Source organism: Anaerolentibacter hominis, assembly GCF_032380675.1.
Classification (GTDB): domain Bacteria; phylum Bacillota; class Clostridia; order Lachnospirales; family Lachnospiraceae; genus Anaerolentibacter; species Anaerolentibacter hominis.
Genome location: NZ_JAWDIX010000003.1, coordinates 96,688 through 121,729 on the forward strand (window position 1 = coordinate 96,688; position 25,042 = coordinate 121,729).

Sequence of the window (25,042 nt, forward strand, 5' to 3'; positions counted from 1 at the left end):
CATTCAAGGTATTTAGGCCTCTGAAATAATTTACTCCGTTTCTTTCACCGTCTCTGCTTCTTCATCCAGCTTCACTTCTTCCAGCAGCCCATGACTCAGCCTCAACACCACATCTGCCTGCCTCGCCACCTCCATCGAATGGCTCACGATCAGCACACTCTTGTTTAGCTTATGGGCTTCCTCCTTTAACAGCCTCGTGATCTCCTGGGCCGTATCCTCATCCAGGTTTCCCGTCGGTTCGTCCGCCAGGATCACCGGCGCCTCCGATCCCAAGGCTCTCGCGATCGCCACCCTCTGCTGCTGTCCTCCCGACAGCTTCAGTACATTCCTCTTCGCCTCTTCCTTCGTCAGCCCCACCTGTTCCAGGATCGGCAGCGGGTCCTTCTTCGATGTCAGCTCCACATTCTCCGCCGGTGTCATGTAGTCGATCAGGTTGTACGTCTGGAATACAAACGCCACATTCTTTCTCCGGTGCATCGCCAGGCCGATCTCGTTGATGTCTTTTCCTTCAAACAGCACTTTCCCGTCCTTCGGCACATCCAGCCCTCCAAGAAGTGCCAGCAGCGTGGATTTCCCGCATCCTGACGGCCCCAGGATGACATACATCTTCCCTCTCTCCAGCTTTATGTTTACTCCCTTTAATACCGGGTTTCTCTCTGTATAGTAATACTTTACGTCTTTCGTCTCCATCACGCTCATCTGTCTTCTCCTCCTTTAACTCATCGAACTTAAGATACTCTTCGGCTTTAACCGGAATACCGTTACCGACGCGATTCCTACCGACAGGATGATGGTCGCAACTCCCGCCGCTGCCACTCCTGCCAGCTCTCTCCATCCGATTGCGATCTTTAACTCAATGGTGTTCTTCACATAGTCACCGATGATCGCATCCTCATCCTGCTTCTTATCGCCGTTCTCCTCTTCCTCTTCCTGCTCCGTCCCTACCGCTGACTGGGTGATATAGCTTCCCAGACGGCTCCCGATCCCTGCCGACAGGATTGCCGCCAGCACAAAGGCAATCAGGAATACCCCGATACACTCCGTCAGGAACTGTCCTACTACCCCGCCCTTCTTGATTCCGATGGACAGATAGATCCCGATCTCATGAATCCTCTCCTTGATCCACATGGTCAGAATCAGGGACAGCAGGATTACACATACCACAAGTACCACCATGATCAATACGGTCATGATTGCCCCCAGCTTCTCCAGGGGGGCCGCTGAAGTCTGATAGACCACGTCATTGACGGTGATGAAATGGTTCTCCTTCTCCTCATCCAGTTCTTCCGCCTGTTTAATGATCGTATCCAGCTCCTTCGGGTCCTTCACAAAGAAATCCGCCCCGTACTGGTACCGGTCTGTCCCTCTCCCTCTTAAGTCGTTGACGATCTCCTTCCCGGTCTCCGAGTCAATGAAGATGTAGTTTTCCACGATGTCACACTCCGGGGTGAAGGCGCTGGAATCCTTTTTGCTGTTGATCCGGTAAATACCTGCTACTTCCAGGGTATATTCCTTCCCAATGTTCTTCTCCATCCCTTCCGATACCTGTAAGTCCTCTGTGATATCGGCGGTGAAGGTGGAACCGATGGACAGCTGGTTATCCTCTGCCAGCCGTTCTGAGATCAGTACCTTTCCCCGGTCTTCCCCCGTCAGATGCTCTCCCTCCACCAGCTCACAGGCATTGGTCAGGAAATACTCATACCGCTCCGAGCTGGTATTCCCCAGGAAACGGGGTTCATTCTTCTGGTTGTCGAACTGAGGATCAATTTCCCCTGCGAACCGGCCCGGTGTGAGGGTCAGCTCCGTATGCAGGTAGAACACGTTCATGGCGTTATAATCCTTGATTCCCTCGATAGTCATGATCCTCTCTATAAGGGCGTCGTCGATCCAGGGGGTGCCGTTGTTGGCCCGGAGGCGGAAGTATCCGCCGAGGCGCTCCCGCAGGGCTGCGGCGGTATCCCGGGAGGCATTCTGGATGCCGAGGCCGGTGAGGACAAAGACGGACATGAACAGGAGGATGAAGAACAGGAGAATACTCTTGTTCTTCTTTCGGGTTATGTAGAACAGGGCTCGCTTAAATAGGTTCATAGATAATCCCCCCTTAAAAGACTAACTCATTTTATTTAGAATATCTTTTGGTGTCATATGAAAGAACAGGTAGAAGATAGTGCCTAAGGCCCCTGCTGCAATGATCAGAAGTATACCTAAAATCAGGATAAAATCTTGTACTGTCGGCATGCTGTTAAATTCTTCCGGCAACTGTGTTGGTACTATTATTTCCCCTGCTATATCAAATTTACCTTCCAACATTTCTGCTTCCAACTCTTTTTGTAATTTTTCTTCTTGAAGCTCCTATTTTGGAGTTGCAGTCTGAATAATCCAGTTGCTGATTGGCTTACTTGAAATTGCCGCTGTTAGGCAGGCCATACAACTGGCAATTAGAATCATGAGTCCAACTTCTGCTAGAAATTCAGTAGCGATTCCTTTTTTATCGACTCCCATAGACATTAAAATACCAATTTCCTTACTTCGGCTGGATAACCACATTTTCATTATGATTATTAAAAATAAGAGACAGCTTATTATAATAACCGCCGTTATGACATTTAATATATTACTAATCATCTTCAAAGGCTTTGCTGAAGACTGATAAACCGAATCGTCCACATCAAATTTATAATTGCGGACATCTATATCTTTTCTTGCTTTTATATTATTTATAATAATTTCAATGTCTTCAGCATCCTCCAGTGAAAAAGTAGCTTTAATAATTCCATTTCCCGCACCATTTACTTTAGCCTATGCCAATGGTTGGTAACTTTTCATATCCATATAAATATAATTTTTGCGATCTCCAGCTCTGTGGTATAATAATTTACGACCTGTTTCGCATTAACTCTAAATACTCCAACTATTTCCATGTTGTCAGACGCGAGTATATTATCCAATTTCCCATTTTCTCTTGTAATATACTCATTGACTTCGAAATATATAAAATCTCCGATTTTGAGATTATTATTTTTCGCCAGTGTTTCCGAAATAAGAACCTTTCTAACATCTTCCTTTTGTATATGTCGACCTTCTGTCAAAGTAAACGTACCGTTTAAGAAATGTTCTACCATATGTGTATCTATTTCTCCATAAACTTTGGGCTTCCTTAGTGAAACCTCTAAGCTTTTAATTAATTCTTTTTCTGTTTTACTATTAGAATCAGCTAACATATTATAGTTACTGCCTGGAGCCAAAACTAATTTTGGTGTATAAATCCCTGTACAACCTTCTGCATTATAATTTATAATTCCTTCCGTATCAGCTATTTGTTTAATGAGATCGCGATTAAAACGGCTATTTATCTCGAACTTCTGGTCAATGGATAATCCATTTGTATCCACATTCAGTTCCATCAAAATATTTCCACCAAGCGTTTGCCTTAGATCCGTAAGCGTCTCATTTGCGCTTCTTTTAATAGAAAAACACAGAAATAGAATAAACGCCAAGAAGAATATACATAAAATTAAAAGTATATTTTTCACCCTTTTCCTAGTCAGGAATAATCCTGTTCTCTTCAGCGTATTCATTCCACATCTCCTTACCTGTCTGTTATAGATATTTTGGTATATCTGTGCTGTAAATCTTCTAGCTCAATTTCCGTAACAGATCTTTCGTATTCGTTCCAAAGTAAAGATAGAATGTCAGGCATACTGCTGCCCCGGCAGTAAATACAATAAGTACAGTAATCAGCAGAAAATCCTTCCCCGTAACACGGCTGTCAAACTTTTCTGGCAATTTTGCCGGTATAATAATTTCCCCCGCCTGATCAAATGTGCCTTCCATTATTTCCGCCTCTAATTCCTGCTGAGACTTCTCTTCCGGCATGACAACTTCAGGCCGTGCCATTTCCAGAACCCGGTTGCTGATCGGAGCGCTCAGCAGTCCGGCAGCCCCCACCGCAAGAATACATCCCACCATAACTGCAAATAGTGCTTCGATCAAATACTGACCGACAATTTCTTTTTTCTCGATTCCCACAGATAGTAATATGCCGCTTTCATGACTACGGTTTTGCACCCACATTTTCACGACTATACACAACGTTACAACGCCTGTCACAAGGATCAGCAGCATGAAAAAGGTAAAGATACCGCTGATGAATTTTAAAGGATCTGCCGACGAATGGTAGACGGAGTCATCAATTTGTAGTTTAAAGTAACCCAGCTTACTGCCGTATCTGCTTCTAATTTCACTTAAAATCTCATCGATATGAGTAGGGTCCTCTACAAAAAAAGTAGCCTTGGAATAGTGTGCATACTCACTTTCCAGAAATATCCGGCACATTTCTTCCGCAGTGGTTATATCCACATATATGAAGTTATTCGCAATGCCGCTTTCGGGAGTATAAAAATTAATGGCCTGAGGCGCTTCTCTGTGAAAAATTCCTACAATCTCCATATCGTACCCACCCCATACATCATCCAGGGTGCCTCCCTCTCTGACTATGTATGAATTTATTTCTATGTATATTTCATCTCCTACGGAAAGTCCATTCAGCTTTGCCAACTCATCTGAAATCATGGCCTTTCCCTGGTCGCCCTCCTGCAGATGTCTGCCCTCAGCGAGAGTAAAAGCCCCGTTTCTAAAATGTTCCACATCCTCTGTATGTGTTTCTCCAATAACAGACGGCCATTTTTCCAGAACTTCACCCATGATTATATATTTTTCCTCTATATCAAGTTGTCGTTCTTCACACATTTTTTCATTGTTGTATGCCCCTCCCCGTATTAATGTCAGGTCTGGGGTATATAAGAACAATTCCAGCTCCGTATTATATCGTTCAATCCCCTCTGTTGCCGCTATATTTTTCACCAGTTCCTTATTAAAACGGCCACAGACTTCCTTGAATTCTTCTTTTGAAAATGCTGTAGAGACCACATTTAATTGAAGAGAGATGCTTCCTCCCAGGGTCTCTCTCAGTTCTTTCAGTGTACTTTCCGCACTTCTCTTGATTGAAAAACTTAGCATCATCATTGCTGCCAGCAAAAAAAAGATACACACCATCAGAATGGTCTTTCCTTTTTTTCTGGTTAGAAATAACCGGGCCCTTCTCCATGTTCCCATATAGATTGCCCCAATCACGGTACACGGTTCTAATTCTTTTTACTTCATATGCTATCCTCCACATGATTTCTATTTATATCATTTTTCCCTTTATTTAATCAGATTTCTTTGTTTTATTATATCAAATATTCTATTTATTTTATAGTGTAATGTCGAAATAAGTCGAAAATATGGCAGAGGCTTACTTATGTATGAATATCACGGCGAAATCCATTAGATATTGCTCCAAATCCCTTTTAAGAATAAGGTGGACGTATCGCCAGGGTGGCTATTTTATTGCTTAGGAACGTTTGAAATACTTTCCTAAGCAACAAAAAGAACCGGTTGCCCGGTTCTCTTAGGTTAATCTCTTTTCTATTTCCGCGCAGAGCTGGCAAGTCCCCTCTTTTTTGTCCATGCGGATTCTGAAATCATCCTGCCCGTTTTTTTCTATTGCCGCCTCCCCATATTCCATGTGAATTACCATATCCGGTACGACCTGGCCCAGTACTTTTTGCAGCTCATTTCCCTCAAGAAACAGGAATACTACATCGGCTGTTGTATGTCGCTCGATAAATAAGATACTTTTTCGGATTCCGTTCCCTTCCGTGTTCTTATTGGTCAGAATCCGTATATCGTGGGAGTAGGGCTTTAACTGAAGTCCTGCCGCTTCATAGCCTTTGATCCTGTGGAACGCATCCATGAGTTCTGATCCATACCATATTGGTTTCGGGTCTTCCCGTTCCTGATCTTTCGCTTCTTTATGTACAACCGCTACCACAGGCAGTTCCGGTTCTTTATCTTCATCGTCTGATATCAGTCCCTCCGGGACCGCGCCGGCACTTTCTTTTTCCAGCGCCTTCAATATTCTGCCCAGCTTTTTTATTCCCTGGTTACGGTACTTGCATAGCTTTGCCGCTATCATAGGGACTGCCAGGCTATTGCTCGGCGCCAGTGCCGGAAATTGCTCCGTGTCGAATTCATAGTTTGCCGTGACCTGAATCCCCCAGGGGTCATTCGTATGGCAGACATAACTGCCCGGTACAAGTACTCCGTTCCGGTCACATCGCACACCGATCACCTGAGGATATGCAGCAGGAAGGGTTACCAGCCCTCTGTTGTCAAGTGCCGCGGTCATTAGAACATTCCGTCTTGCCAGGTTGCCGACCGGTTCATCCAGTATGCGGGACTCCGACAGAACCGGCGTCCCCACACTCATATGTACAATATCCACCGGCAGCTCACTGCAGAGCTGTAACGCCGCGGCCAGATTTTGTACGGAGCACGGCGTCCCATGATTTTCCATGATCTGAATATTGATCACCTGATAGCCGGTCCCGTATTCCTCCAGAACTCTGGCGCACATAGTTGAGTGTGTGTAGCCTTTCCCCTCAAAATGCTCTGTCTTCTCCGGATGTCCGCTCAGGAGTGAATATCTCTGTATTATATTGGTATGGGTCAGATACATTTCATTCAATGCATCATCAATAATCGCGACAGTTACCATATTCCTGCCCTCTTTCCACTGGTATCAGATATCCGTTCTCAATCCGGTAAATCAGGTCAAAGCCTTTCAGGTTTTCGTATTTATGGGTAATCATAATAATGGTCTTGTCCTTAAATTCCATGATAACATCATGGAGAAAAGCATCCGAATCCACGTCAAAGTTCGAGGTCGCCTCGTCCAGTATGACCACCGGGGCATCCTTGATCAGCGCCCGCGCCACAGCCAGCTTTTGTTTCTCTCCGCCGGACAGGTTCGTCCCGTTCCTTCCCAGCTTGCTGTCCAGCCCATTCGGAAGTTTGTCCAGAAATCCTTCTACTCCGCTCTGGGCGCACACTGTTTCGATCTCATCTTTTTTATCCCTTTGTCGCAGGTCAATATTATTACGCACTGTGTCCTGGAACAGAAATGGGTCCTGACTCACCACGCTGAACAGCTCCCGGTAACTGTTCAGATCATATTCTGAAATATCTTTCCCATCCATTATAATCCGGCCTTCATCCGGCTGGATCAAACGCAGAAGCAGATTGATCAGCGTTGTCTTCCCGCTTCCGTTCTGCCCGATAATGGCCGCCTTCGCTCCGCATGGAATCAGCATATTGATATCCTGCAACAATTCTTTGTCGCCATAGGAGAACCTGACATGGTCAAAACAGATCCCCTTAAAGGAATTTCCACACGGTTCCTCCCCTCCGCTCTCCGATTCTTCCTGGTCCAGGAAGCCAAAGAGCCGTTTTGCAGATGGAAATACAGCCGCCAGAATCATTTTCATATTCATGATGGCAGAGATCGGGCTCAGGACATAACTGCTGTAAGATAAGAAGGCAATGACATCACCCACCGACAGTTCGCCTCTGCAGATCAGCAGGCCGCCCACAATATAGAGAAGGCTTGTCATAAATGCTGACAACAGCAGCTCGTAGGTGGAATTCCAGGCATCCAGCATCCCTGAATTTTTGTTATCCGCAATCACCTTTTTATGCTTGTCCTGGAACTGTCCGAATTTTTGATTGTAAAGATTCCACAGCTTAATTTCCCGGATTCCGTTTATATTTTCTCCAAACCAGGAAGAGAAGTCTCTTGCATTTTTCAGCGCCCGCACCATCAGGTCTCTCTTTTTATCAGAAAGGAGACGGACAAATATGTACTTTATAGGCACCGCAAGCAGAACCAGCAGAGCCAGCTTCCAGCTGATAATGAACAGGCCCAGCAGGCCGCTGATGATCCGGAAAATATAGTTGAACAGGAACATAATTCCCCGGTCCGCAATGAGTCCTACCTTGTTGATATCCGTAGACAGGCTGTTAATAATACCCGTGTTATTTTTGTCTGTATAGTAGCTCATTTTCAAATGCAGCAGTTTCTGAAAGGATTCCTTATACAGACTAAACTGAACATCATTCTGCAAGGTTAAGAACAGCTTTGTCTGTCCCAGCTCCACCGACTGCTCTACAAGGGATAGCAGAAAGAGTATACCTGACAGCAGGAGAATCAGGGTCATATTCTGGTTAATCATACCGTCATCGGTTATGCTCTTGATCACCATAGGCCGGAAAAAGGTCAGGACCGTCAGGAGAAGGAAGCAGGATACCACCAGCACAATCTTCTTTTTATGGGGAGCCAGCTGTTTTAAGGTTCTTTTAAGAAGCTGTTTATCTTCATGTTTCATGCTAATCACCATTCCACATTGTAGTTTACATAAGGGCAGTCATTTATAAGGCAAATGAACCGCCCTCATTTGTTATGCCTCAGGTACTGTGTCCTGTTCTGTTTCCTCATTGTTTTCTTCATCCAGCTTCACTTCTTCCAACAGTCCATGACTCAGCCTCAGCACCACATCTGCCTGCCTCGCCACCTCCATCGAATGGCTCACGATCAGCACACTCTTGTTTAACTTGTGTGCCTCCTCTTTTAACAGCCTCGTGATCTCCTGGGCCGTATCCTCATCCAGGTTTCCCGTCGGCTCATCCGCAAGGATCACCGGCGCCTCCGATCCCAAGGCTCTCGCGATCGCCACCCTCTGCTGCTGCCCTCCCGACAGCTTCAGCACATTCCTCTTCGCCTCTTCCTTCGTCAGCCCCACCTGCTCTAAGATCGGCAGCGGGTCCTTCTTCGATGTCAGCTCCACATTCTCCGCCGGTGTCATGTAGTCGATCAGGTTGTACGTCTGGAATACAAACGCTACATTCTTTCTCCGGTGCATCGCCAGGCCGATCTCATTGATGTCTTTTCCTTCAAACAGCACTTTCCCGTCCTTCGGCACATCCAGCCCTCCAAGAAGCGCCAGCAGCGTGGACTTCCCGCATCCTGACGGCCCCAGGATGACATACATCTTCCCTCTCTCCAGCTTTATGTTTACTCCCTTTAATACCGGGTTTCTCTCTGTATAGTAATACTTTACGTCTTTCGTCTCCATCACGCTCATCTGTCTTCTCCTCCTTTAACTCATCGAACTTAAGATACTCTTCGGCTTTAACCGGAATACCGTTACCGACGCGATTCCAACCGACAGGATGATGGTCGCAACTCCCGCCGCTGCCACTCCTGCCAGCTCTCTCCATCCGATTGCGATCTTTAACTCAATGGTGTTCTTCACATAGTCACCGATGATCGCATCCTCATCCTGCTTCTTATCGCCATTCTCTTCTTCCTCTTCCTGCTCCGTCCCTACTGCTGACTGGGTGATATAGCTTCCCAGACGGCTCCCTATCCCCGCCGACAGGATCGCCGCCAGCACAAAGGCAATCAGAAATACCCCGATACACTCCGTCAGGAACTGTCCTACTACCCCACCCTTCTTGATTCCGATGGACAGATAGATCCCGATCTCATGAATCCTCTCCTTGATCCACATGGTCAGAATCAGGGACAGCAGGATTACGCATACTACCAGTACCACCATGATCAATACGGTCATAATGGCCCCCAGCTTCTCCAGGGGGGCAGCTGAAGTCTGATAGACCACATCATTGACGGTGATGAAATGATTCTCCCTCTCCTCATCCAGTTCTTCCGCCTGTTTGATGATCGTATCCAGCTCCTTCGGGTCCTTCACAAAGAAGTCCGCCCCGTACTGGTACCGGTCTGTCCCTCTCCCTCTTAAGTCATTGACGATCTCCTTACCGGTCTCCGAGTCAATGAAGATGTAGTTTTCCACGATGTCACACTCCGGGGTAAAGGCGCTGGAATCCTTCTTGCTGTTGATCCGGTAGATACCCGCTACTTCCAGGGTATATTCCTTCCCGATGTTCTTCTCCATCCCTTCCGATACCTGTAAGTCCTCTGTGATATCGGCGGTAAAGGAGGAACCGATGGACAGCTGGTTATCCTCTGCCAGCCGCTCCGAGATCAGTACTTTTCCTCTATCTTCCCCTGTCAGATGCTCCCCCTCCACCAGTTCACAGGCATTGGTAAGGAAATACTCATACCGCTCCGAGCTGGTATTTCCAAGGAAACGGGGTTCATTCTTCTGGTTGTCGAACTGAGGATCAATTTCCCCTGCGAACCGGCCCGGTGTGAGAGTCAGCTCCGTATGCAGGTAGAACACGTTCATTGCGTTATAGTCCTTGATTCCCTCGATGGTCATGATCCGCTCTATGAGGGCATCGTCGATCCAGGGCGTACCGTTGTTGGCCCGGAGGCGGAAGTAGCCGCCGAGGCGCTCCCGCAGGGCTGCGGCGGTATCCCGGGAGGCATTCTGGATGCCGAGGCCGGTGAGGACAAAGACGGACATGAACAGGAGGATGAAGAACAGGAGAATACTCTTGTTCTTCTTTCGGGTTATATAGAACAGGGCTCGGTGAAATAGGTTCATATGGGGTCCTCCTTGTGGGTATTTTAGTTATATTAATTTACTTCTTTTAACGAAGGTCAGATTTAAAATAGCCGTATATACATTTGTGCCCAGCATAAATAACTGTTCATTAAATATACTAGGCACAAACGTATCTTGCTATATGGTTTAATTAATATTGTATTTTAAATGTAACATGTTTAAGTAAGCGTATATCAATATTCTTGTTAACTCATTTTGTTTAGTATATCTTTTGGGGTCATGTTAAAGAATAAATAAAATGTGGTTCCTAATGCTCCAACAGTAATTACCAGAAATATACCTAAAATCATAATAAAATCGCTTGCTGTTGGCATACTGTTAAATTCTTCCGGGAGTTGTGTCGGTATTATTATCTCGCCCGCGTGATCAAAGTTACCTTCCATCATTTCTGCTTCTAATTCTGTTTGTGATTTTTCTTCTGAAACTTCCTGTTCAGGCGTAGCAGTCTGTATTATCCAGTTGCTGATTGGTTTACTTGTAACTACAGCCATTAAACAGGCAATACAACAGGCAATCAGAATCATAATACCTGCTTCAGTCAGAAACTCAGCTGCAATTCCTTTCTTTTCTACCCCCATAGACATTAAAATACCAATTTCTCTACTTCGGCTGGATAACCACATTTTCATTATGATAATCAAAAATAAGAGACAGCTTATTATAATAACCACCGTTATGGCATTTAATATATTACTAATCATCTTCAAAGGCTTTGCAGACGATTGATAAACTGAATCATCCACTCCAAATTTATAGTTTCGAACATCAATATCTCTTCTTGCTCTTATTTTAGAAATAATATTATTAATATCTTCCGGGTTCTCCACTGCAAATATAGCCTTATCAATACCTATCGCACGGCCTTCTGACATTAAATAAGACATAGAACTAAAAGTTTCTTGATCTGTATATATGTAATTTTCAGCTATATCATATTCCGGCGTATAAAAATTTATTTCCTGATCTGCATTAACTTGAAAAATACCTACTATTTCTAAACTATAATGTTCATAGACATTATCCAAATCACCATAATTTGTTACTATAAACTCATTAATTTCTAAATCAACGTAATCCCCAATTTTAAGATTATTATTTCGAGCAAGCGAATCGGATATCAAAATTTTCCCTTGGTCTCCTTCTTGTATATGTCTACCTTCTGTTAAGCTAAACGCTCCATTTACAAAATACTCCACCATCTCTGTATTAATTTCCCCATAAATATAAGGTCTTTTTTGCATAATATCCATGACAAGCAATAATCTTTGATCCATTTTTTCTTTCTGCTTATCACTGTACATATTTAACATATTATATGAACCCCCCGGGGTCAAAATTAATTCCGGTGCATAGACGGCCGCATAACCTTCAGCATTGTAATTAATAATACCCTCTGTTTTCGCAACTTTATTAATTAACTGATGGTTGAAACGACTATTTATTTCAAATATTTGATTTGTAGATAGCCCTTCCATATCAACATTCATTTCCATCAAAATATTCCCACCAAGTGTCTGCCTAAGGTCTGACAGCGTTCGGTCTGTACTTCTTTTAATAGAAAAACAGAGAAACAAAACAAATGCCAAGAAAAAGATACATATAATCAATAGTATATTTTTCCACTTCTTATTAACCAAAAAAAGGCAAGTACGTTTTAATATGTGCATTTCATACCCTCATATATAATGTTTAAGCTGTGCGTCTATTTACTTAGCTACAATATTAGAATTGGTAAAGTCTACTCTTCTTCGGACATTCCTGCTGCCGACATTGCGCCCATTAATTGGCTCTGATATCCTCCCTGACTAGTACCTTGTGTGTTGTAAGAAGCACACGGACACTCAGTATAGCAATTACAAGCATACTGATTAACGCTGTTTGTTAACATTGCAAATCTTTTGTTTAATTTTGTCATATTAACACTCCTTTGTATAACTCCAATGGTGACACACAGCCTAAACCTTATTAACCTTTTAGTTTGAGGATAAGCCCTCCGTTATATCTCATTCCATAATCCGTCTACAGTAAGTAACTTTCAAATTTTGAATGTAACCTTTTTACATCAGTGGCTATATACTTAATTAACTCATTTTATTTAAAATATCTTTTGGTGTCGTATTAAAAAACAGATAAAAAGTCGTACCTAATGCCCCTACAGTTACTACCATGAAAATACCTAAAATCAGAACAAAATCTCTTGCTGTAGGCATACTGTTAAACTCTTCTGGAAGCTGTGTTGGTACAATAATTTCACCTGCAAAATCAAATTTTCCTTCCAACGTTTCTGCTTCCAGTTCTTTCTGAGATTTTTCTTCCGGTAGCTTCTGTTTTGGAGTTGCCGTCTGAATAATCCAGTTGCTGATTGGTTTACTTGTAGCAACGGTTGCAATACAGGCAAGGCAACAAGCAATTAAAATCATAATACCTGCCTCTGCTAAGAATTCTGATGCAATTCCTTTTTTCTCTACGCCCATAGACATATAAACACCAATTTCCCTACTTCGGTTTGATAACCAAAATTTAAGTATTATGATTAAAAATATTAGACTACTTATTATAATTACACCTACTATTAATCCCAATATTTTATTTATCATCAATAAAGGGTTTGCAGATGATTGGTAAACAGAATCATCTACCCCAAACTTATAGTTCCGGATATCGATATCTTCCCGATTTTTTATATCTTTTATTATTTCATCTATTTTTTCCGAATTATTTACAGCGAATGTTGCTTTAAGAATACCATTACCACTTCCATTTGTTTTAGCATATGCCAAGGGCTCATAACTTTCCATATCCATATAAATATAATTTTTTGCGATATCATATTCCGGCGTATAAAAATTGATGGCCTGTTCGGCATTTACTTTAAAAATTCCGATAATTTCCATCTTGTCAGACTCGAGTATATTGTCTAATTTACCATTTTCTCTAGTTATAAACTCATTAACCTCAAAGTAGACATAATCTCCAATATTTAGATTATTATTTTTTGCCATTGTTTCAGAAATCAGTATTTTTCCGTGATCGTCTTTTTGTATATGACGCCCCTTTATTAAGGAAAATGCTCCATTTACAAAATATTCAACCATTCCTGTATCCATTTCTCCAAAAACATTAGGTTTACTTTGTGATATTTCTAAGTTTAAAACAATACTTTCTCCCATTCCCATTTTTACTTTATCACTAGAAGTACTTAAAATATTAAAAGCATTTCCCGGAACAAGAACTAGTTCAGGGGTATAGATGGCAGTGTGACCTTCTGCATTATAATTCACGATCCCCTCTGTATCGGCTATACTTTCGATTAACTCGCGGTTGAATTGGCTTCGAATTTCATACCTTTGATCAATAGTTAGGCCATTGATATCAATATTTAATTCCATTAGAATCTTACCACCCAAACGTTGTCTAAGGTCATCTAGAGTATTTCGTGAACTCTTTTGAATGGCAAAACATAGAAATAAGATGTATGCCAGGAAGAATATACAAATGATTAAACGTATATTTTTCCACTTCTTTCTGATAAGATATAATCTAATTCGCTTTATTGTACTCATTTACTTAACCTCATAAAGATAATGTTTAGACTGTGTGTCGAATTTACTTAACTAATTTAGAAGTAAATTTAAGCTTACTCTTCTTCAGAAATTCCTGCTGCTGACATAGAACCAGATAAACGACCTTGATAGGTACCCTGACTGTCATATTGTGAATCATCAGAAGCACACGGGCACTCAGTATAGCAGTTACAAGCATACTGATTAACGCTGTTTGTTAACATTGTAAATCTTTTGTTTAATTTTGTCATATTAACACTCCTTTGTACAACTCCAATGGTGACACACAGCCTAAACATTATTAGCCTTTTAATTTGGGGCAGAAGCCCCTTGTTCGATCTCTTTCCATAATCCTTCTACTGTAAGTAGCGAATAATCGTCCTGGATTAAAATGTTATGGACAGGAATATTGAATTCTCTATCCAATTTATCAAAAATATAGAGAAAATCAGGAAATGATATCTTCATTCTGTCACTCAGTAAATTTTCATTTATATCCAATGGTGTTACTCCAGATATACGTTCTACCGTTTGTATAATTTCCTTTTTTACCGTTTGTTCATCCAGTGACTGCATTTATACCTCCATTTCTTTCAGGATAAATCCGCGTTATAGAAAAGCCTTTTATAAAGCGGCCAGATTGTTCTGCAATACCTGAATCAATTGATCGACGTGCTCTGTTACACTATTTTTATCTGTTAGGTCCATTACGCTTGGATCGTTGTATTTTAAAAATGTCTGTTTTATTGTCTTTTCATCCAGGTGTAGGAAGACAAACTGTTGTTTCTCTGCATCATAGTCCAGCTTTACCCTTGCAGGGCAGAATATCTCGACGGGCGTATTATATTTCAACAGGCAGTATCTGCCCAAATATCCCAGAAAATCATTATGTTTATATTGCGCCGCAAAGTAAGTAAGGACACCTGTATCAATAGTAACCGCGCTTGTTATAATAAGTGGAAGCTCAGAAAAATGGCTGTACTGATCCTCGCCAAGCGGCATGATTCCTCCCGGCACCCCCAAGACAATTACATCCGGCCGTTCCTTCTCATAAAGATTATATATGTAGTGATTAAAGCAGATTACTTTTTCTTCAAAGGACAAAATGTTGCCAAATAGAAACAATGGCAGACTATACATCCCAAATAAAGCACCTAACTCATTGGAACAAACCGAGGTCACCTTATAACCATTCTTCATAAATTGCTTTCTGACGATTACCTGCAGCTCAAACTTACTGCAATTTTCTCCCTGTCCCATTACAGCAATGATCGGGACTGGGATCTCCCGCTTTTGCCTGTGCTTTGGTAAACTGGTTTCCATCCTAAGCTCACGGATACCGTGCAAGCTTGTAAACGAATTCGAATGTATTTTCAATTCTTCTTTTAAAGTTCGGCTGCTTAAAATCCTTCGGTTTGTTTTTTCGGCCAGCTCCATACCTTCCAAGTATTTTGCCGTTTTATAGCCGTTGACATTGTCCATTAACAGTAATGTGTCAGCAGGTTCTATGCCTTCCTTCCAGTCTGATGTACATACCAGACCTGTCTGTTCCCGAACAGAATCAAATAGTTGTTTATCTTCGTTGAAGGATACAACAGAGGTAATATCATAACCATCCAGTGCATCCCGATACCGAAGTAAAGTTTCTGTATCGCTGCTCAGCGGAAACACACATAAGTTTTTCATATTACACCCCTCCCTCTGTCAAGTCACAGCCAAATTCTTTCAGAGCGCATAATTCATATAGTGAACTCATCGTAATATGTTTCTGCTTTCTGCATTGCTCTTTATAGGAATTCTTATCTATCTCATTTATCTCATCATCAATTTCAAGCAAAGAAGAACATAACAGGCATTGTCTGAGATTCCAGCAGTTTTTACATTTTTCTGCAATCACCTTTCCATTATTAATGAGCTTCTCCATCTTTGATATTTGCAATCCCTCATCAATTGACCCTATGCAGAAATAGTCGTGGTTTTCACTTACCCGTTCGCAGGGATAGCATTTTCCATCAGCAGTGACAAACAGTCTCTTAATGCCTGGAAGACATGGTCCATTGTGATGCATCGTTGAGAGTAAGGGTCTGTGCTTCCTCAATTCCCGTAATGTCCTGGCACTCTGTTCTTTTGATGTAATAACCATCGGACTGATTGCCTCTTCATTTAATTTGCCCACATACATCAGCAATAGTTTTAGGTATTCATATTTACGTCTTAAACGGAAGCCTTCTTCAAATTTCAATTCACCCTTTAGTCCGTTATCCGCCATAGTATTAAATATGATATGACTGTCGGACATCACCTCGTCAGTAGAAAAGAATTCCATTACGCAATCCAGATTCATATTTGGGTTGATTGTGGTCATAAAGGAAATGTTGTTTGCCGCATATTCCGGATATCTCTCCTTAATTCTTTTTACATTCTTCATAACCAGATCAAATGAGCCTGCTCCTGAAGGGAATTTTCTGCTTGCATCGTGTTCTTTCTTTGAACCGTCCAGACTAATGGAAAAATGAAAATCGTTATTGTACAAAAAGTCAACGACCTCGTCTTTCAATAAGGTACCATTGGTGGTGGTCCCGAATCGAACTTCCTTCCCTTCTACAATGGAATTAACATACGCTACACATTTTTTAATCAGGTCAAACTCCAGCAATGGTTCTCCGCCATAAAATGAGATATTAACGTGATTCATTTCTCTTGTACGAGCGAGGAAAAAATCAATTGCCTTCTTAGCGGTTTCAAATGTCATTTCTTTGTTGGAATGGGTTCGGTTATCATACAAACCGGAGTATACACAGTAGGCACATCGGAGATTACACTGCTGCGTTACCTGTAGGATCAGTTGTTCCATTCTGTTATTAGAAAGATAGTCAAGAAAATCAGTAGCCGGGTGCTCGATTTTTTCTACTACATTCTTTTGAAGCAGTCCCTGACGGTGATATTTTAAAAATATCTCGCTTTTCTCAGGGTTAACTTTTCCCTTTTCTATCTCACAGAATTCCGTGTACTCTTGCTCCTGCACGGAGAAAACGGAATTCGTATGCCGATCATACACATAACAGGCCCCTGGGGTCTTAAAGCACTTAAATATGTAGTCCATAAGCTTCCCTCCTACTAATTATTTTTCTCTTTAATTAGACTTTATTCCCCAATTCTTGAGACATCTCTGATTTTTCAAAAAAAGTTATAGAAATTTCTAATTATTTGTCCTGTTACAGGCAATATTTCTTATTATATATACCACTTTTAGAATCAGACTAGTAATCACTTCTATTTTTAGAAGCCCAAGCATAACTAACAGACAGCTCCTCTATGTAATAGCAATATACCTAATATGTGCTCATAGAAAGTAAGACCTATTGACCCATTATTACGGTTGAGCCAACAAGTCTTTCAAACTGCTATAGTAATAATCAATATAGTTTTTCTACTACCTCATGAATTGTTTAGTATATTTTTCGGGTTAAAGCTGACCTCACGCCATACAGCCAACGATGTTGATACGATAATTGCCGCTAAAACGATCACACTTACATATAGTATACTTTTAAGACTTATCGTACACTCCAGTTTGTCCGGCATTTGGGACGGCAGTATTATCTCCGACTTGATGTCCAGGGATTTCTGTTCCAGAAGCATCTTTTCCAGCTCTTCTTTTGACTTCACTTCCGGCTCTTCCTCCTCCGGAGTATATGCTTTCACCACTGCATTGCTGATCGGCTTGATCAATAGTTTCGAACATCCAACTGACAAGGTCACCGCTATGATGCCCAGAATTACACCCTCCAGGATAAATTGCTTTACGATGGTTCCCTTCTTTATCCCAACCGAGAGATAGATCCCGATCTCCCGAAGCCGCCCTCGTATATTGGATGTGCATATTAAAGTCAGAAGTATAACACAAATGACGATAATAAACAGAAGCAATACAAAGGTTATTTTCTCCATAAGCTTTAACGACTGGTTGGCCGCTTTATAGAGCGTATCATCTGCCGTCAGTTTATAGTAATACCAGTTGATATCCTTATTAGCTTTTATATCCTCTATAAGTGTGTCAAGTCTTGTCGGATCGTCGACAAAAAATACTGCTTCCTTATAACTGACAACATCCTCCGGCGTAGTATTCTTTGCATCCATACAGGTCTCTAAATCAACAAATATAAAATTATCAGCTATGTCGGTTTCAATTGTATAATAAGATATTCCTTGTTTAGCATTTATGCGATATATGCCCACTATATCTAAATTATACTCTTTCAATATCTCATCAGGTTTTTCCACAGGCCGAATTAATGCAGCATTAAGTTGTGCCAATACGGTATCCCCTATTTTTAAATTATTCTCTTGTGCTATGGATTCAGAAATTATTATTTTTTTCCTGTCTTTATTATTAATATGCCGCCCTTCAATTAACTCAAACCCATTCGTGCGAAAATACTCAGTTAAACTACTATCGTTGCATCCAATAAAATGAAATGCATTGTGCATTGCATTATCGTAATATTTTTGTTGTTCGGTTGGATTGTAGCCGCCCTTTGTTTCTTCTTCTATAAGGTTTGCGAAAAAGCCAGGCATAGAAGTTATATTCTGTATACATAAGTTTTTATTTGCACTTACACAATAATTAGAAATACCCTTATGATTTGCTATTTTTTCGACTAAAGCTTGATCAAGAACAGGACCTATATAAGACCGGCTTGAGCCACCCTGCTCGTAATGTTTTATTTCCCACAAATCCTCATTATCATTGTGAAAATTAACTTCCACCTTAAAGCTTCCCCCGAAACTATTGCGCAGATCTTCCAGCGATCCTCTTATACCGGTATATAGAGAAATTCCGATAAGCGAAAACATACTCAGAAGAAAGAAAATAAATAGCAAAAGAATAACCTTGGTATGTTTTCTCCTTATGTACAGCAGCGTCCTCTTTCGTACATTCATTATCCATCCCCCCTTGAGCATATCCTAGCTCATATTGGAAATAACCTGCTGTGGTCTGAGTGATAGGACCCGGTAACATGCAAACTGAACGGATGCTGCTATAACGATGCTCTGTATGATAAAAATAATGACAAAGTCAGCAACAGATACACGACAGTCCAGTTTTTCTGGCATCTGGCTGGGCAGAATGATTTCGTCATTTAGGCTGGATGATAGTTGTCTGTTTTCTATCAGTTCCTGGGTAAGTTCTTCTTTTGACTTTACTTCTGTTTGTTCCTGTTGCGGCGTAATAAGTTTTAATGCCTGGTTCCCCAAAGGCTGACAGATTATGTTAGCTGCTCCAAATGCCAAAATCAGGGAGAAAAGAGCCACTAGCAAACATTCCACCGAATATTGCTGTAATATCTGCTTTTTTTCAATGCCGATTGATAAAAGGATACCCGACTCCCTGTTCCTATTTTTTAAAGCAAATGATAAGATCAACGAAAGGATAACGAAACAGGCAACGATAATTATGATTAACAAAAGGCTCATAATACCTTTAAATAACCGCAACGATTTATCGGCAGACTGATATAATGTAGTGTCTGGCTTCACCTCAAAATAATGCCTGTTAAAATCTTTTTTGCTATATATTTCCTCTATCATTGAATCTATTTCATCCGGATCATCTACATAAAATGATGCGCTGTCATATGTATCTATTGATAGCGGCATACAGTCTATAATGCTTTGAAGTGACTCTATGTCCATAAACATAAAATTATCCGCTATATCCTGTTCTGCCGAATAATAGGATATGGCCTGTGTACTGTTCACTCTAAATACTCCTATTACTTCCAACGGAAATCTTCCAAGAACCTCATCCAACGATCCCTCACTTAATATTACTGTATTTACAACTGCATCAATCGTATCGCCAACAGCAAGGTTGTTTAGCAGCGCAACCTCTTCTGAAATAACTATTTTATTTCTGTCTCCTAGTTCAATATTCCTACCATTAATGATCTCAAATGCTCCTGTTTTAAAATATCTATCCAGTTCACCTTTTCTATTTCCATTTACATTAAATGTTTGAGTCTGCATAACAGCATAATCCCATATTTCATCTGCATAGACTTCTTGCTCCATATTATTTGCTTCTTCAATAATATTTGCCCAATTGCCAGGAATTGTATTAATGCCTTCCATATATATATACGTATAAGTCCTAACATTATAATCCTTGATCCCTTCCATTTCGATGACTTGATCCACCATCTCAGAATTCAAAGCTGGCCCTATATACCTTTTACTTATCGTGCCATTATCATAAAGAGTCGTTTTCCAGAGATTCGGATTCTCACCATCTATTATTGCCCTAATTTCAAAACCATCCCCAAAACTTTCTGCTAAGCTAGTTAACGCCAACTTGCTGCTGCGTTGAAATGCAAATGCCATAAACATTAAAACAGCTAAGACGAAGATAGTACAGACCAGGACAACTGTATTTAGTTTTTTTCTGGTAATATATAACCAAATTCTTTTCCACAAAGACATCCTTATCCCTCCCCTCTCATTGTTTATACCTCATTACACTGTGTCGATTTTCCTTGTTACTTCATTCGATTGATCAAATTATGAGGTGACAGACTTAATTCTTTATATATCGCCCACTCAGTCGTTAGCTTCAGGACAACCGCCATCATAAGGGCCACACACATAAAGTCGGTCAGTGATATTGTGGCGTTAAATTGTTCCGGCATCTGGCTGGGCAGGACGATTTCGTGCTTATCCTTAAACGTACCATCCACGATTTCCTGTTCTAACTCCTCTTTTGACTTCACTTCCGTTACTTCTTTTTCCGGGGTTACGGCTTCCAGCACTTTATTGTTTACTACCTTAGATACAAAACCAGCTAACAGAAATGCAAGGAACAAGGAACATATAACGATAACTACACCCTCTATATAGAAGGAACTCTTTATCTGTTTTTTATTATAGCCAAGCGATAGTAATATCCCGGTTTCATGAGTCCTCTCGCGCATACTCATTTTCAACAGCAGGTTTAATAAAATAAGCGCCATAAAGACGATCACCACCAGTATGATCGTGGATAACATATTTAGCAGGCTTAAAGAGTCCTGGGCTGTTTTGTACAGTGTATTATCCGGTTTGATATCAAAATATCTCCAGTCTATTGATGATATCTTTCTTGCATTCTCTATTGCTGCGTCTAATTCAGCAGGATCTTTTACAAAGAAGACTGCATTACTATATGTATCCGAATAGGTTGGTTCTGCCTCCGTGATTGCCTCTTTGCATGTAGTATGATCTACATACACATAATTTTGTGCTATTTCTTCTTCTGCAGTAAAATAGCTGATCGGCTGTTCAACTCTTACCCGGAAAATTCCTACGATTTCTAAATCAAAGGTAGCTGATACTTTATTATCAGGTGCATCAAGGTCGAACATTCTATAATGTTTTGAAACTGCTATCGTGTCTCCTATCTTGAGACCATTTTTATCAGCAATATAGTCAGAAATGGTTGCTTTTCTATAATCATCCGGATGAATATGCCTACCATCTATCAGTTCAAAGGCACCCGTTCTGAAATACTGATTTAGTTGAGTATCGTCATTGCCATAGACAGGTACCGATTTGGATCGCATAATATAATAATCCTTTCCTAACGTTGGCACTATTGCTGCTTCCTCATTAATTTTACTAGCTTCCAAATGGTTGAACCAGCTACCTGGATATATCTCTAATTCATCTAGGCAAAGCCATATTGATCGTTCTGAATTATAACTTTTAATTTCATTCATGCTTGCTATTTCATCAATTAGCTCTCTGTCAATGGCCGGCCCTATATATGTTTTTGTTATTCCAAATTGATTTACAGTAGTTTCCACGAACTCGTCGTTATTCCAATCCTGTCGCGCGGTAACCACAAAACTGCTGCTAAAACTTTTCTGCAGCTCCTGCAGGCTCCCTGTACAGTTGCGCTTAATACCGATAGCGATAAAAGCAAGAAACCCCAATAAAAATGTGATGAACAACATAATTAGATTTTTAGTTTTTTTCCTTGTCAGATACAGAAATGACTTTTTCCATGCAGACATTGGGATTCCCCCTCTCCCCAAGTAATTTTTCGCTTTATTAAGTAATTACATATGTACTTATTTCTCTTAATTTTACTTTAGCACGATGTCTCAAATATGTCTCTATATTTTTATGTTTTTCTATTTATTATTAGTTAATATAGAATTTTAAATTATATTATTCTGATTTTAATCATAAAAAGACAGCGTTATTCACGCTGTCTTTTTATGATTCTCGTATACTTTTAGTTTTTAATGATCAGAGGGGATAAAAGTAAACCGTTTCAAAAACAGTCTTATCATCTCCCTTTATGGAAGTATCCGTATAGCGAATAGTTGCCTTTACATAGGCACCGTTATCATATATACCATAGGAATATATAGAAACTGCAGAAACTGTAGAGCTTTTACGATACGCATAGATATCATTAATCCATGCAAATGTCCGGGTTGAATCCTGTTGAGCTACATTAAGTTCCGCACCAACCTTACCTGATGCCGCATCTGCAGTCATGGTAAGTGTCAATATCGCTCGTGTTGATGCTTGCACACGAGTTGTACCGTAGGTCGTACACAATCCTCCAAGACAAACCAGTACACTTAAAAATAGCGCTAACATTTTTCTCTTTTTCATATGGTCTTCCTCCTTTGTATAGTACAGCACTTTTTGTTGCTTAATACTATTCTAAGAGTCAATCCTTGAGACATTTCTTATTTTTTCGAAATAATTTATTATAACATAAAAAATAATGACCATTTGAACAGTAATAATTTCTTTCCAATGTTCTATTAAAATTATACCATATGTCCTATCCTCCTTAAATATTGTAAACGTCCAATTTTTTGCCACTAAAAGCGTTAGTAACATAGTTAACAAAAAAATGGTACATAGTTGTATTAAAAATATAATCGTATTTATATTTTTACTGAATTGGTATGTTAGCCCAATATCATCATTCCACAACTTATCAATTCGTTCCTGCCATCTTTCTATTATATTACGAAGCCAGTATAGAGATAATGTTCCCGCAATAAGTCCAAAAAGCAAGATCCAGCATGTCCAGCTTATCAATTGTTTTCTTTGATCATTTCTGTCTGACCAATTTTCTGTATATGATATCATAGGATTTTTTATCATATACTGCCTAATCTGCCGACTGGTAGGAAGATAGTTTGCTTCATTATTTAAATTGATATATAGACAGCTGTACTGTCCTTTCTGATCCGGCATAAGATTCCAATATGCCTCTCTGGTGCACAAAATTGTTGGAACAAATGCGCCTAATTTTTCTTTTGCTTCATTATCCTCTCCATATTGCCGTATAATACCCCCTACCTTGCATTTTTCCTCAAAACCATTAAATTGAATATTACCATTTCCCAATTGTAAGCATGTATCTCCTGGTAAATAAGCTATAACAGCCTCCCCTCTTAAGAATTCTTCTATCGAAATAGTTCCTTCTTCGACATGGGACAACACTTTCTCTACCATCTCTTCCGACTGATCAATGGCTATTAAGTTTACATCCTTAATTTTATTTTCAGGTTGTACTATTGTTATTCCTTCGTTCCAGGCCAATGCCTGTATGCTCTGAACTCCCCGAATCTTCTCCAAATCATTAACTACGTCTGCCGAAAAAGGCTTTGAGTTTACATTTATATGTAGTGGAGAGCTATTAATCAGGAAGTCGTAATAGATTTGTGGAAAATTAGTCCGATAGAATTTCCAATGACTTACCCCAATAAATCCCGTACTCAGCAGGAATCCCAGCGCCGCACTGACAACCAGCGTACTGCCCCAGAAGAACTTCCACTGGCTGTTTATCTCCCGCTTCACCATCCAGGGTAAAATACGTTTTGGAACTTTGTTTTTGCGCCGCACAAACAGAAAGCTGATTCGTTTTTCCCGTTCCATTGCCTTGATATAAATAGGCACTGACACCACAAGACCCACCGCCAGAAGCAGAATTCCTTCCGCCCACTGTCCTGCCAGCATCAGCATGGTATCCTGCCCCACAGCCAGGTTCCACTCTCCCCTCCAGGCAAAGCCGACACATAGGATCAGTACGTAACTGAGGGCCAGGCCAATTATGGAACCTGCAATAACCAGCGTTCCAACGGCATTTTTGATCTGCCCCGCAATTCCCGCACAGGATATGCCGAGTTCCCTTAATATTGCAATTTGTTCTCTGCACCTGCTGATCAGCATACCTGCCATACCCACAGAAAATGCAAACATCAGGAAATCACGCAGCAGATGGACAGACAGCAGAGTCTCCGTATCGCCGGCATAAAGGTATTCATTCCGAATCCAGGTTCCCTGAAATACCTTGCCGGTTTTTATGATCTTTTCAAAGTCTTTTTCGTTTTCCAATCCTCCGGAGAGCGTACCCAGATAGGTTTTCCGAATGGCCGGGCCAGCAGCCGGAGCCATCAGCCCCGCCGGTATCTCTTCGCTTAGAAGGGACTCATCGATTCCCAGATTACAGAATCCGCATATCTCATACTTTTGTACTTCCCTGGAGCGGGGTCCGTCCGTTTCCACCCACATGGTGATCGTATCCCCCAGCTGCACCGGCTCCTTCAGATCTGTCAGAGCAGAAATGTCCAGGGCTATCTCGCCCGCCCGCTCCGGCAGACGGCCTTCTACCAGACCTTCATTTCCCAGAAGAGAGGAATTTCCTTCCAGATGCCCTCCGTAGCCCAGCCATGTTCCGCGGCTGCTGTACAGGGTGTTCTGCTGAACCAGCATCAGGCTGTCCTGCAGCAATGGATAATGGCTTACATATTCGGAGGTTTCCTCCGATATGTCCAAGACTGCAAATTGCCAGCTGCCGTAGGCTTCTTCCCGAACCATCTGTTCCATTGAGAGTGTTGTTTCATAGTAAGAACCGCTGCCGATAAAACAGAAAAAGGCAAAGAGAAATAAAGCGATCATAATCACTCCATGTCTTTTGCCTCTCCATATCCTATTCCAGAACGCCGATTCTTTTTTCATAGTCTGCCTCATTGTACC

General features: G+C 41.1%; 21 protein-coding genes. All 21 read right to left on the reverse strand.

What is annotated here, in order from left to right; all coding sequences use genetic code 11:
- Positions 1-30 precede the first annotated feature (30 nt).
- The 21 genes from ABCW47_RS11820 to ABCW47_RS11915 all read right to left on the reverse strand — a co-directional run bounded on the left by ABCW47_RS11820 (position 31) and on the right by ABCW47_RS11915 (position 25,024).
- Positions 31-699 (reverse strand): ABC transporter ATP-binding protein, encoded by a 669-nt coding sequence (locus ABCW47_RS11820; RefSeq protein ID WP_343210139.1) that lies wholly within the window; start codon positions 697-699, stop codon positions 31-33.
- A 15-nt stretch (positions 700-714) separates the two neighbouring features.
- Positions 715-2,088, reverse strand: a complete 1,374-nt coding sequence (locus ABCW47_RS11825; RefSeq protein ID WP_343210140.1) for an ABC transporter permease — start codon at positions 2,086-2,088, stop codon at positions 715-717.
- A gap of 21 nt (positions 2,089-2,109) precedes the next feature.
- Positions 2,110-2,310 carry a hypothetical protein gene (locus ABCW47_RS11830; protein WP_343210141.1) on the reverse strand — a complete coding sequence of 67 codons (201 nt, stop codon included), beginning with the start codon at positions 2,308-2,310 and terminating at the stop codon, positions 2,110-2,112.
- 42 nt (positions 2,311-2,352) lie between these two features.
- Positions 2,353-2,625, reverse strand: coding sequence for an FtsX-like permease family protein (locus tag ABCW47_RS15140; RefSeq protein WP_425516083.1), 273 nt, complete (start codon positions 2,623-2,625; stop codon positions 2,353-2,355).
- Between the two features lie 197 nt (positions 2,626-2,822).
- The gene (locus tag ABCW47_RS11835; protein ID WP_343210142.1) at positions 2,823-3,578 is read right to left on the reverse strand and encodes a hypothetical protein; all 756 of its coding nucleotides are present in this window, start codon (positions 3,576-3,578) and stop codon (positions 2,823-2,825) included.
- A gap of 58 nt (positions 3,579-3,636) precedes the next feature.
- Positions 3,637-5,115, reverse strand: a complete 1,479-nt coding sequence (locus ABCW47_RS11840; protein WP_343210143.1) for an ABC transporter permease — start codon at positions 5,113-5,115, stop codon at positions 3,637-3,639.
- A gap of 337 nt (positions 5,116-5,452) precedes the next feature.
- The gene (locus tag ABCW47_RS11845; RefSeq protein ID WP_343210144.1) at positions 5,453-6,601 is read right to left on the reverse strand and encodes a S8/S53 family peptidase; all 1,149 of its coding nucleotides are present in this window, start codon (positions 6,599-6,601) and stop codon (positions 5,453-5,455) included.
- Positions 6,579-8,267 carry an ABC transporter ATP-binding protein gene (locus ABCW47_RS11850; RefSeq protein ID WP_343210145.1) on the reverse strand — a complete coding sequence of 563 codons (1,689 nt, stop codon included), beginning with the start codon at positions 8,265-8,267 and terminating at the stop codon, positions 6,579-6,581. The genes ABCW47_RS11845 and ABCW47_RS11850 overlap by 23 nt, the downstream gene beginning before the upstream one ends.
- 72 nt (positions 8,268-8,339) lie before the next feature.
- On the reverse strand, positions 8,340-9,023 hold the full coding sequence (locus tag ABCW47_RS11855; protein ID WP_343210146.1) for an ABC transporter ATP-binding protein: 684 nt from the start codon (positions 9,021-9,023) through the stop codon (positions 8,340-8,342).
- A gap of 15 nt (positions 9,024-9,038) precedes the next feature.
- Complete coding sequence (locus ABCW47_RS11860) at positions 9,039-10,412, reverse strand: ABC transporter permease (RefSeq protein WP_343210147.1); 1,374 nt, start codon at positions 10,410-10,412, stop codon at positions 9,039-9,041.
- A gap of 206 nt (positions 10,413-10,618) precedes the next feature.
- Positions 10,619-11,926 carry an ABC transporter permease gene (locus ABCW47_RS11865; protein WP_343210244.1) on the reverse strand — a complete coding sequence of 436 codons (1,308 nt, stop codon included), beginning with the start codon at positions 11,924-11,926 and terminating at the stop codon, positions 10,619-10,621.
- Between the two features lie 588 nt (positions 11,927-12,514).
- Positions 12,515-13,822: an ABC transporter permease gene (locus ABCW47_RS11870; protein ID WP_343210148.1), complete on the reverse strand. Its 1,308-nt coding sequence runs from the start codon at positions 13,820-13,822 to the stop codon at positions 12,515-12,517.
- Between the two features lie 248 nt (positions 13,823-14,070).
- Positions 14,071-14,247, reverse strand: coding sequence for a CLI_3235 family bacteriocin precursor (locus ABCW47_RS11875; RefSeq protein ID WP_343210149.1), 177 nt, complete (start codon positions 14,245-14,247; stop codon positions 14,071-14,073).
- 58 nt (positions 14,248-14,305) lie between these two features.
- Entirely contained in the window at positions 14,306-14,572 is a 267-nt protein-coding gene (locus tag ABCW47_RS11880) for a hypothetical protein (protein ID WP_343210150.1), read from the reverse strand.
- Positions 14,573-14,620: 48 nt separating this feature from the next.
- Positions 14,621-15,682: a TIGR04066 family peptide maturation system protein gene (locus tag ABCW47_RS11885; protein WP_343210151.1), complete on the reverse strand. Its 1,062-nt coding sequence runs from the start codon at positions 15,680-15,682 to the stop codon at positions 14,621-14,623.
- A gap of 1 nt (position 15,683) precedes the next feature.
- Complete coding sequence (gene ccpM / locus ABCW47_RS11890; RefSeq protein ID WP_343210152.1) at positions 15,684-17,099, reverse strand: Cys-rich peptide radical SAM maturase CcpM; 1,416 nt, start codon at positions 17,097-17,099, stop codon at positions 15,684-15,686.
- A 335-nt stretch (positions 17,100-17,434) separates the two neighbouring features.
- Entirely contained in the window at positions 17,435-18,766 is a 1,332-nt protein-coding gene (locus ABCW47_RS11895; protein WP_343210153.1) for an ABC transporter permease, read from the reverse strand.
- Between the two features lie 198 nt (positions 18,767-18,964).
- On the reverse strand, positions 18,965-20,479 hold the full coding sequence (locus ABCW47_RS11900; RefSeq protein ID WP_343210154.1) for an ABC transporter permease: 1,515 nt from the start codon (positions 20,477-20,479) through the stop codon (positions 18,965-18,967).
- A 56-nt stretch (positions 20,480-20,535) separates the two neighbouring features.
- Positions 20,536-22,047 (reverse strand): ABC transporter permease, encoded by a 1,512-nt coding sequence (locus ABCW47_RS11905; RefSeq protein ID WP_343210155.1) that lies wholly within the window; start codon positions 22,045-22,047, stop codon positions 20,536-20,538.
- A 238-nt stretch (positions 22,048-22,285) separates the two neighbouring features.
- Positions 22,286-22,660 (reverse strand): hypothetical protein, encoded by a 375-nt coding sequence (locus ABCW47_RS11910; RefSeq protein WP_343210156.1) that lies wholly within the window; start codon positions 22,658-22,660, stop codon positions 22,286-22,288.
- 51 nt (positions 22,661-22,711) lie between these two features.
- A complete protein-coding gene (locus ABCW47_RS11915; RefSeq protein ID WP_343210157.1) occupies positions 22,712-25,024 on the reverse strand; it encodes a hypothetical protein in 2,313 nt (770 codons plus the stop codon).
- Between the last annotated feature and the right edge of the window lie 18 nt (positions 25,025-25,042).